Annotated in this window: 12 protein-coding genes; 9 read left to right on the top strand and 3 right to left on the bottom strand. The window is 69.3% G+C overall.

Annotated elements, in window-relative coordinates; translation table 11 throughout:
• The first annotated feature begins 15 nt into the window (after nucleotides 1–15).
• Nucleotides 16–2,211 carry a hypothetical protein gene (locus KIT14_16615; GenBank protein MCW5892145.1) on the top strand — a complete coding sequence of 732 codons (2,196 nt, stop codon included), beginning with the start codon at nucleotides 16–18 and terminating at the stop codon, nucleotides 2,209–2,211.
• An 88-nt stretch (nucleotides 2,212–2,299) separates the two neighbouring features.
• A complete protein-coding gene (locus KIT14_16610) occupies nucleotides 2,300–2,638 on the top strand; it encodes a cupin domain-containing protein (protein MCW5892144.1) in 339 nt (112 codons plus the stop codon).
• 35 nt (nucleotides 2,639–2,673) lie between these two features.
• Here KIT14_16610 and KIT14_16605 read toward each other — a convergent pair whose 3' ends face one another.
• Nucleotides 2,674–3,138 (bottom strand): SRPBCC family protein, encoded by a 465-nt coding sequence (locus KIT14_16605; GenBank protein MCW5892143.1) that lies wholly within the window; start codon nucleotides 3,136–3,138, stop codon nucleotides 2,674–2,676.
• A gap of 473 nt (nucleotides 3,139–3,611) precedes the next feature.
• The gene (locus tag KIT14_16600; GenBank protein MCW5892142.1) at nucleotides 3,612–5,288 is read right to left on the bottom strand and encodes a glycosyltransferase family 39 protein; all 1,677 of its coding nucleotides are present in this window, start codon (nucleotides 5,286–5,288) and stop codon (nucleotides 3,612–3,614) included.
• Between the two features lie 98 nt (nucleotides 5,289–5,386).
• On the opposite strand from KIT14_16600, the gene KIT14_16595 reads away from it, so the two are divergent.
• The 7 genes from KIT14_16595 to KIT14_16565 all read left to right on the top strand — a co-directional run bounded on the left by KIT14_16595 (nucleotide 5,387) and on the right by KIT14_16565 (nucleotide 15,585).
• Nucleotides 5,387–6,067 carry a response regulator transcription factor gene (locus KIT14_16595; protein MCW5892141.1) on the top strand — a complete coding sequence of 227 codons (681 nt, stop codon included), beginning with the start codon at nucleotides 5,387–5,389 and terminating at the stop codon, nucleotides 6,065–6,067.
• Nucleotides 6,061–7,425 carry a hypothetical protein gene (locus tag KIT14_16590; GenBank protein ID MCW5892140.1) on the top strand — a complete coding sequence of 455 codons (1,365 nt, stop codon included), beginning with the start codon at nucleotides 6,061–6,063 and terminating at the stop codon, nucleotides 7,423–7,425. The genes KIT14_16595 and KIT14_16590 overlap by 7 nt, the downstream gene beginning before the upstream one ends.
• A 277-nt stretch (nucleotides 7,426–7,702) precedes the next feature.
• Entirely contained in the window at nucleotides 7,703–8,989 is a 1,287-nt protein-coding gene (locus tag KIT14_16585) for a TolC family protein (GenBank protein ID MCW5892139.1), read from the top strand.
• Nucleotides 8,976–10,007, top strand: a complete 1,032-nt coding sequence (locus KIT14_16580) for a membrane fusion protein MtrC (protein MCW5892138.1) — start codon at nucleotides 8,976–8,978, stop codon at nucleotides 10,005–10,007. The genes KIT14_16585 and KIT14_16580 overlap by 14 nt, the downstream gene beginning before the upstream one ends.
• A 10-nt stretch (nucleotides 10,008–10,017) precedes the next feature.
• Complete coding sequence (locus KIT14_16575; protein MCW5892137.1) at nucleotides 10,018–13,110, top strand: efflux RND transporter permease subunit; 3,093 nt, start codon at nucleotides 10,018–10,020, stop codon at nucleotides 13,108–13,110.
• A gap of 67 nt (nucleotides 13,111–13,177) precedes the next feature.
• Nucleotides 13,178–14,800, top strand: coding sequence for a glycosyltransferase family 39 protein (locus tag KIT14_16570; protein ID MCW5892136.1), 1,623 nt, complete (start codon nucleotides 13,178–13,180; stop codon nucleotides 14,798–14,800).
• The gene (locus KIT14_16565) at nucleotides 14,797–15,585 is read left to right on the top strand and encodes a glycosyltransferase family 2 protein (GenBank protein MCW5892135.1); all 789 of its coding nucleotides are present in this window, start codon (nucleotides 14,797–14,799) and stop codon (nucleotides 15,583–15,585) included. Before KIT14_16570 ends, KIT14_16565 begins: the two co-directional genes overlap by 4 nt.
• A 580-nt stretch (nucleotides 15,586–16,165) precedes the next feature.
• Here KIT14_16565 and KIT14_16560 read toward each other — a convergent pair.
• Nucleotides 16,166–17,494 (bottom strand): outer membrane beta-barrel protein, encoded by a 1,329-nt coding sequence (locus tag KIT14_16560; GenBank protein ID MCW5892134.1) that lies wholly within the window; start codon nucleotides 17,492–17,494, stop codon nucleotides 16,166–16,168.
• Nucleotides 17,495–17,590: the final 96 nt, after the last annotated feature.

The following is a 17,590-nucleotide window of genomic DNA, read 5'->3' as shown; positions in this document are numbered from 1 at the left end:
TAGCAGTGCGCCGCGATGCTCGTCGCCCTCGTCGTCCTGATGACGCTCGGCCTCCCGTTCGCCCCGGCAGGTGCGCAGCCGCGCGTCGAGACCACGCCGGCCGACTTCGTCCAGCCGGGCACGCAGCCCGCGGCCGGGCTGGGGCTGCTGACGTCGTCCGTATGCCGCGGCTGCCACGGCCAGTACGACGAATCGGGCGACGTCGAGCCGTGGGACGGCTGGGTCGCCACCATGATGGCGCAGGCGGCCCGCGACCCGGTGACGCGCGCCGCCGCCGCCATCGCCGGCGTCGACGCCGGCCAGGCCGTCGAGACCTGCATTCGCTGCCATGCACCCATCGGCTGGCTCGCCGGCCGCTCGGCCGACGCCGACTTCGACGCTCTCGCGCCGGGCGACCTCGACGGCGTCACCTGCCACGTCTGCCACCGTCTGACCGACCCGATCGCGCGCGCCGACTCGCCGGCGCCCGACGCCGCGATCCACGCCGCCCTCGACCTCGTCGGCGTGCGCCCGACCGGCACCTGCCGCGCGCAGCCGCAGGTCGCGTGCAGCAGCGACGCCGCCTGCGGCGCCGCCGGTCCGTGCGACGTCGGCGCCGGCCAGGGCCGCTTCGTGATCGATCCCGAGGACCGCCGCCGCGGGCCCTACGAGATCCCCTTCGTGCCGCATCAGGTCGTCTTCTCGCCGTACCACCGGCGTGCCGACGTCTGCGCGCCCTGCCACGACGTCAGCACGCCGACGTACAGCCGCCAGCCGGACGACACCTACGCCCTCAATCCACTCGGGGCGCCGCACCCGACGCAGAACCCGCACGACATGTTCCCCGAGCAGCGCACGTTCAGCGAGTGGCGCGCGAGCGCCTTCGCGACCACGGGCGTGGTCTTCCCCGACGGCCGCTTCGGCGGTCTGCGCACCGCGACGCTGCCGAACGTCGTCCCCGTCGCGACCTGCCAGGACTGCCACATGCCGACGGTGAACGCCGCCGGCTGCTCGGGCGGCAGCGGGCGTAGCGACCTCGCGCAGCACGTCTTCCCCGGCGCCAACACCTGGGTGCTGGGCGCGATCCTCGAGCAGTACGGCGCGGCGAGCGGCCTCACCGCGGCGAGCGTCGCCGCCGCCGAGGCGCGCACCGCCGAGATGCTGGCGAAGGCGGCCGACGTCGAGCTGACGCAGACCGGCGCCGCGCTCGCCGTCCGCGTCGTCAACCAGACGGGCCACAAGCTGCCCACCGGCTACCCCGAGGGGCGTCGCATGTGGCTCGAGGTGCGCTTCTATGCCGGCGACACGCTGGTCGCCGCCGACGGCGCCTACGACGAGGGCACGGCCATCCTCGACCACGCCGCGACGACCAGGATCTGGGAGGCCGTGCACACCATCGACGCGGCCGTCGGTGCCGCGACCGGGCTCGCCGCCGGTACGCCGTTCCACCTGGCGCTCAACAACGTCGTCGCGTTCGACAACCGCATCCCACCCCGCGGCTTCACGAACGCCGCCTTCGAGGCCATCGGTGCCGCACCCGTCGGGCAGGCCTACGCCGACGGCCAGCACTGGGACGACACCACCTACGCGATCCCCGAGGGCGCGACGCGTGTCCTCGTACGGCTGCGCTTCCAGACGACGACGCGCGAGTACGCCGAGTTCCTGCGCGACGGCACGCCCGACGACACCGGTCCCACCGTCTACGCGCTGTGGGAGTCGCAGGGCCGCAGCGCCCCGGCCCTGCTCGCCGAGGTCGCCGCCGACCTCGCACCGCGCTGCACGCCCGCCGACGGGCCGTGCTGCGGCGTCGCCGAGGGCGGCGCCTGCGACGACGCCGACGCCTGCACGAGCGGCGACGCCTGCCGCGCCGCCGTCTGCGCCGGCACGGTGCAGAGCTGGGACGACGTGCGCTGCGCACTCGGCGCGCTCGCCGCCCCGCCGGCGTGCGCCACCGCGCCGAAGTCGTTCCGCAAGCAGATCGCCGCGAGGCTGCGCGCCGCAGGCAAGGGCCTCGCCGCTGCACGGCGCCTCGCCGACAAGGGCGCGGCCGCGCGCAAGCTCCGCCGTCCGCTCGCGAAAGCCGACAAGGCGCTGCGCCAGCTCGGATCGCGCGCCACGACCGCGGCGGGAGCGCCGCCCGCGAAGCGCATCGAAGCGGCCTGCGCCGAGGCCGTGACCGCGGCGACGGGCCGCCTCCGCGCCGCGATCGGCGCGCTGCGCACCGGATCGTGACGGTGTCGTGACGGCGCTGCCGTCGAGGGGGCTCGCCCGACCCCCGGCCCCTCGTTACGACGGAGCCATGACACGCCCCACGCATACGATGTCCGGCCCGCTCCTGTGCTTCGCGCTCGACACGGAGGCCCGCCGCCTGCGCGACGAGCCCGAGGCGGAGAGCGGCACCCGCAACGGCATCACGCTCGTGAAGGACGGCCCGCTGCGGGTCGTCCTGGTCCTCCTGAACGCCGGCGCGGCGCTCGACGACGCCGCCGAAGCCGGGCCGGCGACGGTGCAGATCCTCGCCGGGCGTGTCCGCTTCGAGGCCCGGGACGGCCAGGGCACGCTCGGCCCCGGCACCATCGTCGCCATCGAGAGCGGCGTGCCGCATGCGGTCACGGCGGAGGAGCGCAGCGTGGTGCTGCTCACGCTGGTCGCGGCCTGACGCCGGGGCGGCGCGGGCCACCCCGGCGCCGCGGCTCAATGCAGCGGGCGGCCGATGGAGCCGCGCCAGGCGCCCGTTTGCGTGCCGCGATCCTCGATGAACTCCTTGAAGCGCCCGAGGTCGCCGCTGATGCGGGCGCTGGCGACGCCGAGAAAGTCGCCGACGTTCTCGGTGAAGCCCTCGGGGTCGTACTCCATCTGGAGCATCACCTTGCAGCGCCGGTCGTCGAGGCGGTGGAAGGTCACCACGCCGGCGTTGCGGGCACCGGTGGTCGCGTGCCAGGCGATGCGCGCGTCGGGGATCTGCTCGTCGATGACGGCCTCCCAGGTCTTCTCCCTGCCGCCGACGTCGGCGCGCCAGAAGAGCCGGCGGTCGTCGATCTGACGCACCTCCGTGACGCCCTCCATGAAGTTCGGAAACTGCTCGAACTGGGTCCACTGATCGTAGGCCGTGCGCACGGGGACGTCGACCTCGATCGACTTCTCGATCTGCGATGCCATGGATCGCACCTCCTTCTGCGTGCGGCGCCCGAGGGCGCCGTCCGCGAAATCGGTGCTAGGCGATCGCAGGTTCCGTGCCACCGCCGAAACGACGCGCGCGCGGGCGGCGCACGCGCCGTCCCGCCCGCGATTCTGCAAGTTACAACGGCTCATCAAGCCGGGGCCGCTAACGTCGACATCGATCCCGCTTCTTCGCTTAACGTGTCCCGAGTCGGAAGTCCGTTGCCACATCTCAGGCGGGATCGCGCGCCACCCGGCAGCGCGCGACGACGAGGCATCGCCGTCGCTATGTCTGAGGAGGAGCAACGCAGCCGGCCGGCGTGAGACCGCCCAAGATTTGTTGACGGACTTCCGACTCGGGACTAGCTCCTCGAGCGATCCGCGACACCCATCACCGGTCTGGCAGGCAACGCCGACTGCACGAGACAATCCTGAGCCCTGGTCGTAAGACCAGCGCGCCTTCGAGGTAGTGCTTAAGGTGCTTCCTTTTCCACGACGCGCAACCCACCCGCTTCACCAACCGTCCGCGCGATCACTCGGTCCAGGCGAATGCTGTCGCCAAGCCCGGTTCCATCGTGACGCAGCGTGAGCGTCAGACAGGGCTCGCGGTGGCGCGCATCGAACGACATCGTGCGCAACACCCACGCCATGCCTTCGGGCCGGTCGCATTGCAGACGGCAGGGCGGCAACGGCCGGTCTAGATACCAGAGCAGGCTCGTGGGCACCGGGCCAAGCGCGCACATAGCGGCATCTGGACCGACGCGGCGGCGGACTGCCTCGGCGAACTCTCGCGGCGCAAGTAGGCGCGCGAGCGGAAGTGTGCCCAGGAGCGTGATGGCAAGCGGCAGGAGGATGCCAAAAACGACGAGCGCGCTTCCGCGAGCAGTGGCCGTTCGCGCCCGCACGGCGACGAGGAGCGCACCACCGATCCCCGCCGCGACTCCGACTACCAGTGAGCCTGCCTGCGCTAGCACTGCGAACGCTGGCGCCACCATTTCTCGATCGCTGCTCACCACGTGCGGTGCCCACGCGACGAGTGTCGCCTGCACCGGCGGCAGCGCGAGGGCGACGGCGGCAAACACAAGTGAGACGGCCGCCGCCGCACCGCCCGAGCGCACACGTTCCGAAACTGGGGCCCGACACCAGCGCGCGAGCGCCAAGCCGCCAAGGAGCGCCATCGGCGGGAACGCGGGGAGCAGATACACGGACCGTTTACCGGCCGCTACCGAGAAAAATGCGAGCACGACGGCGGCCCAGACGAGGCAGAATCGCTCCACCCGCCCCGGCCGCCGGATCGCCGCCCACACACCAGCCATCACGGCGAGGGTCCAGGGAAGTAGGCCGCCCGCAAGAAGAGGAGGATAGTAGAGCAGCCCGTGGCGGTGCCCGACATTTCCGATGCCGAGGAAACGCGCGACGTTCTCGTCGACGAGCTGGGTGTGGAGCACGCCGGCGCCGCTGTGCAACGCCGCGGCGACATACCACGCCAGGGGCGGAAGAAGCAGCATGGCAGCAGCCACCGGATCGACGAGGCGTCGAAGACGCCGGTGCTCGCCGTGCACGAATGCATCCAAGACGACGATGCCAAGCGGCAAAATGATACCGACTGGCCCCTTCGCCAGCGTAGCCGCTCCCGCAGCGAGTGCGCCGAGCCGGCACCACGCAGGGCGGTTCCGTCGAGTGCCCAGCCAAAGCCCGATCGCGGCGAGCGATAGGAAGACGGTGAGCGTCATATCGACGCGCGCCTGCGTCGCAGCGCGAAACCATTCGAAGCTGCTCCCGAGAACGAGCCCGGCGAGCGCCCCGGCCAACGGTCCGTGGAGCGCAGCCCCGATCCCCGCAGTGACGCCGACGGCCGTCGCAGCGAGCAACACGCTTGGGAGGCGTACCGCGAGCTCTGGTGGCTCGACGCCGATGGCGAGCGCAGCGGCCGCTAGCCAGTGGTAGAGGGGTGGCTTCTTCGACGGTCGGTCGCCATCGCGCTCCGGCACCACGAGGCCACGCCCCGCCACCATCGCGCGAGCGGCATTGGCCTCGCGCGGCTCGGCGCGAGTATAGAATGGGAGTGCGGTAGCCACGACGGCAAACGCGAGCGCAGCCGCGAGCGCGCTCGCAAAGGCGACCTGGCGGGGCGACATGAACTGCTTCATTCTTCTCGTCGTCGTCTGACGCCAGGATGAATCGGGTGCGGACCGGACACCTTCAGGGCGTTCGCGCGGCACAATGGAGCGGCTTATCCTCCGGCGCGATGCGACTGCTGGTGGTCGAGGACGACCGTGCAATTGCTCGCGCGCTGCGCGATGGGCTTGTTGCCCGCGGCTATGCGGTCGATCTGGCCGGACGGGCGGAAGAGGCGGACGAGCTATGTCGCGAGCACGCCTACGACTGCGTCATCCTTGACCTCGGGCTTCCGGATGGCGATGGCTTGCTCTTTCTGCGCGACCTACGTCAGCGGGGCAGCGCGCTCCCCATCCTCGTGCTCACTGCGCGAGGCAGGCTCTCTGACCGCGTGGGCGGGCTAGACGCCGGAGCGGACGACTACTTGGCGAAGCCGTTCGCCTTTGCCGAGGTCGTGGCGCGGGTGCGCGCGCTCCTACGGCGCGGCACAGCCACCCTGCCGCCGGTACTGCGCGTCGGCGATCTCGAGGTCGATCCTGCGCGTTTCAATGTGCGCCGTGCGGGGCGCGCGATCTCCTTGACGGCGAAGGAGTTCGCGATACTCGAATACCTCGCGCGCCATGCGGGTGAGCTCGTCACACGTAGCCAACTCCTCGATGACTGCTGGGACCGCAACTATGATGGGTTGTCCAACCTCGTCGATGTCTACATATGCCGAGTGCGTCGCAAGCTCGACATCGATGGCGCAGCGCCGCTCTTGCACACCGTGCGCGGCGCCGGCTTCGTTCTCGCCGCCGAACCGCCATGCTGAGGCCGCGCAGCCTTCGGCTGCGTTTGACCCTTGCCTTCGCCCTCGTCGCGGCGCTGGTGATCGTGACCGCAGCGGTGCTGCTCAACCGGCAGATGCGCATCTCCACCTGGGCGGCGATCGACGCCGCGCTCCTCGAGGAAGCAGACCTGCTCGCGACACTGCCCCACGGCATTGATCGCGCGACCGCAGTGGCCCAGATCGCTCGCGAGCGTGACTTAGGCCCGGGGAAGTTCGTACTCATGCTCGACGAGAACGGCACCGTTCGCGCCGAAGCCGGCCCTGTTCCCCGTCTCTTGCGGACCACGCTCCCACGTCGCCAGTCGGTCACGCGCGCCCTCCGAGTGCGCGGGCAGTTGCGCGGCATGCGACTTGTCCGGCGCGATACCGCGCAGGGCACGCTCGTCCTCGGCGTGGATGCCGGACGCCCGATTGCGGCGCTGCGCGCGATACGCCGCCGCATCGTGGCCGGCGCCGCAGCGGTCTTCGTCGCCCTCGTGTCTCTCATGTGGGGCGTGACGACGCGCGCCACCCGTGAGCTACGCCGTCTTGCCGAGGAGATCGAGGCCATCGAGGCCAGCACGCTCGCGCGCCGGCTCGTGCGCCGCGACACGCTGGAGGTCGACGGGCTCGTGGTCGTCCTAAACCGCCTGCTAGGTCGCCTCGACGCGGCGGTCAACCACCTTCGTCGTTTCACCGCCGACGCTGCGCATGAGCTTCGTACGCCGGTGGCGGCGCTGCGCGCCACGCTGGAGGTCGCACTCGGGCGCCAACAGCCGGCGGCCTGGCGCGAGGGGCTCCTCGATGGACTCGAGCAAGCTGAGCGTCTTGGCAGGCTCTCCGAGGATCTGCTGGCGCTGAGCGCGGTCGAGGCCGGCGTTCTGGATGCCGGCCGGGAACCCGTTCGCCTCGATATCCTCGTGGGCGAGGTGTTGCGTGAGATGGAGGTGATCGCCGCAGAGCAGCAGCGACCGTTTCGCTGGGACGTCGGCGCCGAGGTGTGGGTGACGGGTGTCCCCTCGTTCCTGCGGCGAGTGATCGTGAACCTCGTCGACAACGCCTTCCGCCACACGCCAGCGAGGAGTGCCGTACATGTCGATGTCGTGAGCGACAACGGCTGGGTGCGGGTGGTCGTCGACGACGAGGGCCCCGGAATCGCCGACGAAGACCGACCGCGCGTTTTCGAGCGCTTCGCACGGGGCCGGGGCACGTCGTCGCCAGGCACCGGCCTTGGTCTGGCGCTGTCACGCGAGATCGCCGAGCGGCATCGAGGCCAGCTCGACATAGACAGCCAGGAGGGGCGCGGCACCCGCGCCGTGCTGGCGCTGCCGGTCGTGGCGCGAGCCCGAGCCGGAGGCTGACCCACTTCCGCTCGCGCGGATGGCTACCGCCGCGAACGCCGAGTCGCGCTGAAACGCGCCGAGGCGGGCAACATCTCGCGGGCTCATTGGCGAAGGGACTTCGAGACGACGGCATCTGGTGCGGCGCAGTAGTTCACCTTCTCGTCACGAGGAGCGAGCTACCGCTGGTGTCGTGAAATGCATCCCTGAGCGCACCGTACGGACTCGCCACAGCGACGGTCGGCGGCGCTGGTTGATCGCCGTTGCTGTCGGGGCATCGGCGGTCTCGTCTGGATGTGTGCCGCACAGCGCGTTCACGGAACGCGCCGCGCTGTCGGAAGGGCTAGGCCGGCGCGGTGAGCACGGCGTCCGTCCCGATGCGGATGTGACCACGCGTGTGCCGCCCGGCATCGACATCCACGGTCCGCTGAACACCGACGACACCGTCGCCATTGCGCTGTGGAACGACGCGCCGTTTCAAGAGAGCCTCGCGAAGCTCGGGCTCTCGCGAGCCGAGCTCGCGCAGGCTGGACTACTGTCGAATCCGACGCTCGCGGTGTTGTTCCCGCTCGGGCCGAAGCAGCTCGAGTTCGCCGCCACGTTTCCACTCGAGGCGCTATGGCTGCGGCCGCGTCGGGTCCGGATCGCCGCGCTCGACGCGGAGCGTGCCGCCAACGAACTTTTGCAAACCGGGCTAGACCTGATCCGAGACGTTCGGGTGGCGGTAAGCGATGTCGCGCTCGCGCGCGACCGGATCCGAACCTCCACGGAGGCCGTACAGGTGCGCGACCGTGTCACGGAACTAACCACCGCCCGCGAGCGCGCGGGCGAGAGCAGCGCGCTCGATGTCGCGACGCAGACCGCAGAGGCTGCCCGTGCCCGAGACGAAGCGGCACGCCTGCGCTGGGACGTCGCCCTCGCCGAACAGCAACTCTTGTACCTACTCGGGCTCACGGGTGTCGCCGAGCATCTCGACGTCGCTCCGATCCCAACGCCGACGAGCGACCCACCCCCCGAGTGGCTGGAGCAACGGGCGCTCGCGGCACGGCCGGATATTCGGGCGGCGGAGATCGCAGTGGAAGCGGCGGGGGAACGTGCTGGGTTAGCAGTCGCGGAGATCTTTGCGATCTCTGGGATCGCCGATGCGAACGGCAGCGGCAAGCAAGGGTTCGAAATGGGCCCTGGCGCCCAGCTGCTACTGCCGCTCTTCAACCAGAATCAGGCAGCGCGGCTCCGGGCGGACGCCGAGGTTCAGCGCGCGGCCTGGGGATACGTCGGCGCGCGCCAGCGTGTGCTGCGTGAGGTGCGTTCGTCATCCGTACGATGCCGTCAGGCCATCGAAGCATGGCATCGCTGGAGCACGGAGCTCGTGCCTTTCCTCGAGGAGCTCGTGCGGGGCTCGGAAGCCGCCTATGAGATCGGCGAGCTCTCGCCGCTCATGGTTCAGGAGAACGTGCGTCAGCTGGTCGCGGCGCGGGCCCGCGAGGCCGAGCTCGCCGCCGACGTGCGGCGCGCGTGGGCGGATATGGAGCGAAGCGTCGGGGCACGAATTCCCGAGGATGGTGCGGGCCATGCGCGGCGATAGCGGTCGCCGCCCACGCCCCGCGCTGTCGCCGATCGCGGCTGCGCTCATCGCCGTCGCCTGTGGAAGGAGTGCAGCGTCGCGAGAAAGCGCGCCGGCGCAGGTCGTAGTCAAAGACGGTCTCCCATCGGTCGAGGTGAGTGGGGAGGCCGAGCACCGCCTCGGGATCGTGACGGTGTCCGTCGAGACCGCGCGGGTCGGGCGGCTCCTTACGCTCGCTGGCGATCTGCTGCTGCCGCTCGCGCGGCCCGATGATCGCAGCAACCGTTCGATCTTCGCGCTCATGCCGATGACGACACCGGCCGAGCTGGTCAAGGTCGCCGAGACGCAGATCGATGCAGACGGGCAGATCGCCGTGGCAAACGTACAGCTCGACACCGCGCGCGCATCGCTGGTGCGCGCCGAGCGCCTGCTCGAAAGCCGTGCCGGTACCCGGCGTGCCCTCGATGAAGCGCGTGCGCAGGTGCACTTGGCCGAGGCAGGTCTGCGCACGGCGCGCGAGAAACGGGCGTTGCTGGGGACATCCGTGTTCGATGCGGTCCAGAAGAAGACGCTGTGGGTACGCGTCGCGCTCTACACCGGTGATCTCCAGCGGATCAATCACGCAGCCATCGCCGCCGTCTCCGCACTCGGAACGGACACCGACGATCCTCCCCGCGAGGCCCATCCGGTCGCTGTCCCATTGTCTACCAACACTGCGGTGGGGGTCGTCGACGTCTTCTACAAGCTCGACGACGTAGGGGAGGGGTGGCGTCCTGGGCAACGGGTTCGCGTCGCGATCCCGTTGCGCGACAGCGAAGACGGCGTCGTCGTGCCCGCTGGGGCAATCCTCTACGACGTGCACGGCAGTACGTGGATCTACGTGGAAACCGCTCCGCGTCGCTTCACCCGCACGCGCGTCGACGTGAGGTCGATAGATGGGGCGGGGGCGCGATTGGCGCGCGGCCCCTCCGCCGGTGCGCGCGTCGTGACCGACGGAGCGACCGAGCTGTTCGGCCACGAGCTCGGCGACGACCGGTGATGCCTCGATGATGGCCTGGCTGGTCGGCGTGTCACTGCGCCACCGGTGGATCGTGGTCGGAAGTGTGGTGGCGGCGACGCTCATCGGCGTCGCCCACCTGCGTCGCGCACCGTTCGACGTCTTTCCGGAGTTCGCACCTCCCCGAGTCGAGATCCAGACGGAGGCTCCCGGTCTGTCGACCGAAGAGGTGGAAGCGCTCATCACGGCGCCGCTCGAGCAGGGGCTTTCGGGGCTCGCCTGGGCGACGACGATCCGTTCGAAATCGGTCTCGGGCCTGTCGTCTGTCGAGCTCCTGTTCGAGATGGGAACGGATCTGCTGCGCGCGCGACAGCTGGTGCAGGAGCGGCTCGCGCTCGCTGCCGCGCCGCTTCCCGCGGCCGCTCGCGCGCCGGTCATGATGCCCGCCGTCTCATCGGTGAGCCGTGCCATGGCGATCGGCATCCGCTCGCGCACCCTCTCGATCATGGATCTGACGGAACTCGCGCGCTGGACGATCCGGCCGCGGCTGATGGCGATGCGCGGCGTAGCCAACGTCGCCATCTGGGGTGCGCGCGATCGCCAATATCAGGTGCTCGTCGATCCGACACGACTCCAGATCGCCGGCGTGACGATGGATGCCGTGGCGCGTGCCGCCGGCGACGCTACGGCGGTCGGCGGAGGCGGATTTTTCGACTTGCCGAACCAACGCCTGCCAGTGCGACACGTGGCAGCCGTGACCTCGGCCAGCGATCTCGCCCAGAGCATCGTCACGATGCGCGGCTCAGCGCCGGTTCGGCTCGGCGACGTAGCGGAGGTCCGCCTCGGCTCTCCAACGCCGATCGGCGACGCGGTCGTCGACGACGGTCCGGGATTGCTGCTCATCGTGGAGAAGGAGCCGTGGGGCAACACGCTCGACGTCACGCGCGCCGTGGACGCCGCGCTCACCGATCTGGCTCCGGCACTCGCTGGCGTCGACGTCGACGCGACGATCTTTCGACCGGCCACGTTCGTGATGCGTGCCCTGGATGGCCTGCGGAGCGCGCTGGTGCTCGGCTGCCTGCTCGTCGCAGCGGTCCTGCTGATGTTCTTCGCCGAGTGGCGCGCGGCACTGATCAGCGCCGTATCCATCCCGCTGTCGCTTCTCGCTGCCGGGCTGGCGCTCACCGCGTTCGGCGGAACGATCGACACGATGGCGCTGGCTGGGATGGCAATCGCCGTCGGCGTCGTCGTCGACGACGCCATCGTCGACGTCGAGAACGTCGCACGCCGTCTGCACGAGTCGGCCGTGGGGCACGATGAGGCGAGGGCGGCGCTCGACATCGTCTGGGCGGCATCGCTCGAAGTCCGCAGCGCCGTGGTGCTCGCGAGCGCCATCGTGATGGCCGTGCTCATACCCGCCTTCTTCCTGCCGGGCGTCGCGGGCGCCTTCTTTCGCCCGCTCGCGGCCTCCTACGTCCTCGCGATCCTTGCTTCCATGGTCGTCGCGCTAACTGTCACGCCCGCACTTTCACTGCTTCTCCTTCCTCCAATGGCGAAGCGCCCGCGATCGCCATTGGCACGCGCCTTCGAGCGGGTCTATCGGCGTCTTCTTCCGTCTCTAGTGGCGCACCCCCGCGTGGCGATCGCATGTAGCGCGGTCGCGGTCGCCCTGAGCCTCCTGGTGGTTCCCTTTCTCGGCGAAGAGTTTCTTCCCTCGTTCCAGGAGACCGACTTTCTCATGCACTGGGTCGGGAAACCGGGGACATCGCTAGAGGCCATGCGACGGGTGACCGAGCGGGTCAGTGCGGAGCTTCGCGCCATCCCGGGCGTGCGCAACTTCGGTGCACATCTCGGACGTGCCGAAGCTGCCGACGAGGTCGTCGGGCAGAACTTCGCGGAGCTATGGACGAGCATCGAGCCGACCGCGCACTACGCGACCACGGTGGAGCGCATCCGGGCGGTGATCGATGGATATCCGGGCCTACATCGTGACGTCCTGACGTACCTCCGCGAGCGCATCGCGGAGGTGCTGACGGGCGCCGGCGCTACCATCGTCGTACGCACCTTCGGTCCCGACATGGACGTGCTGCGCGCAAAGTCGCGGGAGGTGGCGACCGTACTGGAGCGTGTGCCGGGGGTGACCGCCCTACGTACCGAGCCCAGCGTTCTCGTCCCGCACGTAGCGGTCCGTTGGCGTCCCGACGCCGCTTCGATATTCGGCGTGACGCCCGGTCAGGTGCGCCACACGGTCACCGCGCTCGTCCAGGGACTGGCGGTCGGAGAGATCTACGACCACCAGCGTGCGCTGCCGGTGGTCCTGCTGGGCACCCCTGCGCTGCGCAGCGATCCGTGGGGACTCGGCGACGTCCTCGTCGATGCCCCCGACGGGACGCAGGTTCCGTTACGCGACGTTGCCGAGATCGCCGTCGAGCCGACGCCCAACGAGATCAGACACGATGGCGGCTCGCGCCGGCTGGACGTCACGTGCAACGTCGCCGGGCGCGATCTCGGAAGCGTCACGCGCGAGGTCGACGAGGCCGTGCGATCCGTGACCTTTCCGCCCGGCTATCACCCGGAGGTCTTGGGCGAGCTCGCCGCGCGACAGGAATCACAACGCCGGATGTTGCTGCTCGCTGGGATGGCGTTGCTCGCGATCGTCGGCCTTTTGCATATGGAGTTTCAGTCATGGCGCCTCACGGGGTTGGTCCTGTCGACGCTTCCCTTTGCGGCCGTTGGCGGCATGGTCGGCGTCGTCCTGGGCGGAGGTGTGCTCTCGCTGGGATCACTGGTCGGCTTCGTCACCGTCACCGGCATCGCGGCCCGCAACGCCATCATGCTCCTCAGCCACTATCGCCATCTCGAGACGGTGGAGGGCATGCCGTTCGGTCGGGAGCTCGTCGTGCGCGGCGCCGTTGAACGCCTGGCGCCCATCCTGATGACCGCGTTGTGCGCGGGGGTCGGGCTGCTTCCACTGATCGTCGGGGGAAACGGACCGGGTCGGGAGATCGAGTTCCCGATGGCGACCGTCATCCTCGGCGGCCTCGGGACGTCGACGACGCTGAACCTCCTGCTGATGCCGGCCCTCTACGCGCACTTCGGCCGGCGGGCACACGCTGCCTTCACGGAAGCGTCAGACCTCGACTGATAGCGGTTTTACCCAGGTGGAAGCCGCACAGTCGTCGGTCCGCTCCTCCAGCGTGCGCGCGGCGTGGGTGGTCGCGCTGCCCATCCTGGCGTGCGTTCCCATGTTCTGGGGGTTGGGACGCTGGCCGCTGCTCGATCCGGACGAGGGGCGCAACGCGGAGGTGGCGCGCGAGATGCTCGGGTTCGGGTCGTGGATGGTGCCGCGGCTCAACGGGCTCCCGTTTCTCGACAAGCCGCCGATGCTGTTTTGGATCATCGCGGGAGCATTCCGGGCCTTCGGCACCAACGAGATTTCGGCACGGCTTCCTGCTGCCTTGGCCGGGGTGGCGCTCGTGCTGCTGACGGTCGCTCTGACGCGCATGTTGCTCGGCCGCCTCGCGGCCTGCTGGGCCGGCGTGGCCTTGGCCACTGCTCCCCTCGCCCTAGTCTATGCGCGGCTGACCATTTTCGACATGCCGTTCACGGCCTTCGTCACCGCGGCACTCGTCAGTCTCGTGCGTACCCGCCTCGGGGGGGCAGCGGCAGTATGGCTGCCGCTCGCAGGACTCTCGATGGGGCTCGCGGTGTTGACGAAGGGCCCCGTGGGAGTCGTGCTGCCGCTGCTCGCCTGGTGGTGTGGCCGTGGGGCACTTCCTCCGCCGGTGCAGCGGTCGCGACGGATCGTCGTGCTCGCGGCGTCCGCGCTCACGTTGACCGTGGTGCTGCCTTGGCTCCTGTGGGTGGTTCACGCAGAGCCCGATTTTCTCCGCTACGCTGTCGTCGACGAGACGCTGCTGCGCTTCACATCGACGGCTCGGTTTCACCGCGGCGAACCCGTCTACTATCCGACCGCGGTGGCCGTGGTCGGCATGGGCGTGTGGGCCTCGGTCCTGCTGTGGACCGCCCCCATGCTGATGCGGGACGGCGGAACGACACCCTGCCAGCGTAGCGCGATCCACTTCGCGGCACGGGCCGCCGTGGCAATCCTCGTGTTCTTCTCGATCAGTGCGTCGAAGCGCGCGGGTTACGTGCTCCCGGCGCTCGTCCCGCTCGCACTGCTCGTCGGAGCGGGCATCACGCTCGCGCCGGAACGCGCGCTGTCGGCCCTGCGGGGGGCCGCCGTCATCGCGCTGTTCGTTGCGCTGCTTTCCCTCGTAGGGCAGCAGGACGCCACGGCGCTCGCGGATTTCCCGAAGGAGGCACCGCCGACGCTGGTCCAACCGCTGTTCTTGATCACCTGCGGCGTCTGCATCGTGTGGGGTGCGGCCGTGCTCGCCGCGGGACGACGGCGCCCGGCACTCGCGCTGGCCGCCGTGTTCGCGCCCGCCCTGTACTTGCTCGCGCTGGATCCGCTCATGCCATTTGCGGAGAGTCGCTCGGCACGAAGGCTCGCGAGCGCCCTGCCTCCGAATGCCACGGTCGTCGGATTGCGGCATTTCCGGCCGAGCCTGGCCTTCTACCACAGGAGGACGATGCTGTTGGCGACCTTCGACGGCCGTGAGCTCACGAGCAACTACGTGTCGTCGCGACCCGAGCGCTTTCTGGCCGACGGCAGACTCGTCACGCCGGCCCACGCACGCCAGCTGATCCGCGCGACACCCTCGTTCTACGTGCTCACCGGTGCCGGAAGGGTCACGCAGACACCGCGTTGGAACCTTCCACTGGTCGTCATGGCGACGGACCAGCGGAGCGCGCTGTGGGCGACTCGGTGACCGCCACCGAGCATCGGAAGACGCCGCGGTTCTCGGTCGTCGTGCCTGTCTTCAACGAGGTAATCGCACTACCGGCGGTCACCGCCGAGGTTCGTGACGTGATGAGCACGCTCGACGGCGGGTTTGAGTGCATTCTGGTCGACGATGGCAGCACGGACGGGAGTGGCGCCCTCATAGACACGCTCGTGGACCAGGACCGGGCATTCCGGTGCGTGCGGTTTGAACGCAATCGGGGCCAAGCCGCCGCGCTGTATGCCGGGCTGCGCCACGCGAGAGGAGATCTCGTGGTCATCCTCGATGGTGACGGCCAGAACCGCCCTGAGGACATTCCCTTCCTCGTGAACATGCTCGCTCACGACGACCTCGATCTCGTCTGCGGCATCCGCGTCTCGCGCCAGGACAACGTCGTGCGACGGTTCATGTCGCGGCTCGCGAACGCCGTTCGGTCGCGCGTCCTCCATGATCACGTCCGGGACTCGGGTTGCGCCTTGAAAGTCATGCGACGAACGGTCGTGGCGACGCTGCCGCCGATCCGCACCCTCTACTCCTTCATTCCGGCGTTCGCGCTCGCCGCGGGATTCCGCGTTGGCGAGTGCCCGGTGGGGCATCGCCCGCGTCTGGGAGGACAATCGAGCTACGGCGTTCGTGCGTTCCTGTGGCGGCCGTTGATCGACATGCTCGGCGTGCGCTGGTACCTGGCCCGGCTCGTTCTGGAGCGGCGCGATGTACACCCATGCAACGACGGCGGCCCCGCAAGCGTGCTCAACGAAGCCGATGCTCGTTGACTCGAGGAATCGAGGACCCGGACGCCGATTGCTCACCCAGCAATCGATCGCTCGACATTGGGCGTCTCGGATATTGTGGAGGATTCGAGAGCGGGAGGCCACTGCGAGCGACATGGGACGACGATGCCGCGGCGAAGTCGTACTCGATGCACGAGGTGACCGTCCAAGTCGATCGCCTTCATATCTATCCCGGCTCTCGTGACGCGGACTCGAACGTAGTGTGGCAGGCATGAGTCCCGCACCGCTCAGCACGGCAGTGGTGCCCGTTACCTCCTTCACGATCAGCCACGAGGCGGCAACGGCTCGCTGCACCCCCCGGCCAGGACTACGAGGACGAGTGCTGCGGACACGGCCGTACATGCCCGGCCATCTAGGCGAGCGCACCCGGGCGAGCGCACCCGGAAGAGAGGTCCCTCGTGGCGCGAGTCCGTATCGCCCGCACCGTGACTCCCCGGTGAAACGCGGAGGAGTCATGCAATCGCCTCGTCGGCTCGCCGGGCCCCACGGTGAGCTACCCGCGGCGCCCAGCCACATGAAGAGGGCGCTTGCGTGCGCTGGCCGAACCGCAGCGACCCTGGCGTCAGTTGAAGTAAGCCTTCAGCTGCAGCTCGGGCGCGACGCCCGAGAAGTTCGCGTGGCCCTTCTCGACCGGACGGCGTCCCCGCTGCACCGTCGTAGCGATGTCTGGGTAAATGTAGACCGGTACCGCAAGACCGACGCTAATCCAGTGGTTCAAGAAGTATTCGAGCCCAACGCCAGCCTCTGCGGCCACCTGGGTCGCTTGCACGCTCACCGTTGGCGACTTCGCGGTGACGGCGGTCCCCTGCTGCGTCGGGATGTCGACGACGCTTCGGCTGTCGTTGAGGTCGAACGTGCCGGCGCCGAGGCCCGCCGTAGCATACGGGACGAGCCGTCCGTTCAGGAAAGGCCAGCGAAACCGGCCCTTGATCAGGAACGTCAAGTTGTCGATCTCCGTGAACTTGCCATACGGGTCGGCGTGCACGTTGGGCGCGACGTCGAAGAACTCGATGCCGACGCCCCAGTGGCGATCGAGGTTCACACCGACGCCGGCGCCGAGCGTCGCGTTGAAGTCGCCGGGGTCGCTCAGCGTGACGCCGCCACCGAAGCGATGGTCGAACATCGCGGTGTGACCACCGAGGAGATACGCAAACCAGCGACGCTCGTCGGTGTCGAACGGTCCATGGTCGGCGAGCAGCCACGCTCCGCCTCCATCCACTGAAGCCGGCGAGCCCGGATAGACGCGCACGTGACCGAGCAGTGCGATGGAGCTCTGGTTGAAGGAGCCGCGCTGGTCGCTGACGATGCGATTGCGATCGTCACGGACCGTCACCCGAACGTCCTGGTCGGGAAAGATGAATCCATGCAACGAGACCCCGACCGCGACGCTGGGGCTCAGAAAGTAGTCGACGCCTCCCGCGAGCGACCCCACCACGGTCGAGTCGTCGGCCTTTACCTTCACGAGCGGCTTGTGCTGGTCGTTGTCGTCGTTGATCGCGTAGCCCACACCGGCCGTTACGTAGGGCACGACTCGGCCACCGCCGAGCGGCCAGCGAAAGCGTGCTGCCGGCACGATGGTGATGTTGCTGTACTCCTCGAGCTTTCCCAGCGATGTCGAGCGGACGTCGCTCTCGACGCCGTGCCCCTGCAGCTCGATGCCCCAGTGCTCGCTCAGGTCGATGCCGCCGCTGCCGCCGAGGACGAGGTCGAATCCGTTCGGCTGGTCGAGGTGGACGTCTCCAACGAGATGGTCGTCAAGGACGAACGCATGGCCGGCGTCAAAGGAGAGATAGAAGCGCCCTGCGCTGCGATAAGGGGCCGCGACCGCGTTGGTGTCGTCTGCGCCAAGCGCGACGCCAGCCGCGACCACGACGCACGACAGCGCGAGCACGGCCGTCCCTCGCCCCAATCTACATCTTCGCATGCGACACTCCGCATCGGTCCGTCGTCTTCGCGACCCGAGCACCCCACCCGGGCGGTGTCCGAT

It is taken from the genome of bacterium (assembly GCA_026129405.1).
Lineage (GTDB): Bacteria > Desulfobacterota > Binatia > DP-6 > DP-6 > JAHCID01.
This window is presented reverse-complemented; position numbering and strand designations above follow the sequence as displayed.

What these genes read in the sequence shown, in the direction of transcription:
- KIT14_16595 (MCW5892141.1), top strand. Translation starts at nt 5,387, where the DNA reads ATGCGACTGCTGGTGGTCGAGGACGACCGTGCAATTGCTCGCGCGCTG.
- KIT14_16615 (MCW5892145.1), top strand. Translation starts at nt 16, where the DNA reads ATGCTCGTCGCCCTCGTCGTCCTGATGACGCTCGGCCTCCCGTTCGCC.
- KIT14_16610 (MCW5892144.1), top strand. Translation starts at nt 2,300, where the DNA reads ATGTCCGGCCCGCTCCTGTGCTTCGCGCTCGACACGGAGGCCCGCCGC.
- KIT14_16590 (MCW5892140.1), top strand. Translation starts at nt 6,061, where the DNA reads ATGCTGAGGCCGCGCAGCCTTCGGCTGCGTTTGACCCTTGCCTTCGCC.
- KIT14_16575 (MCW5892137.1), top strand. Translation starts at nt 10,018, where the DNA reads ATGGCCTGGCTGGTCGGCGTGTCACTGCGCCACCGGTGGATCGTGGTC.
- KIT14_16580 (MCW5892138.1), top strand. Translation starts at nt 8,976, where the DNA reads ATGCGCGGCGATAGCGGTCGCCGCCCACGCCCCGCGCTGTCGCCGATC.
- KIT14_16600 (MCW5892142.1), bottom strand. Translation starts at nt 5,288, where the DNA reads ATGAAGCAGTTCATGTCGCCCCGCCAGGTCGCCTTTGCGAGCGCGCTC.
- KIT14_16605 (MCW5892143.1), bottom strand. Translation starts at nt 3,138, where the DNA reads ATGGCATCGCAGATCGAGAAGTCGATCGAGGTCGACGTCCCCGTGCGC.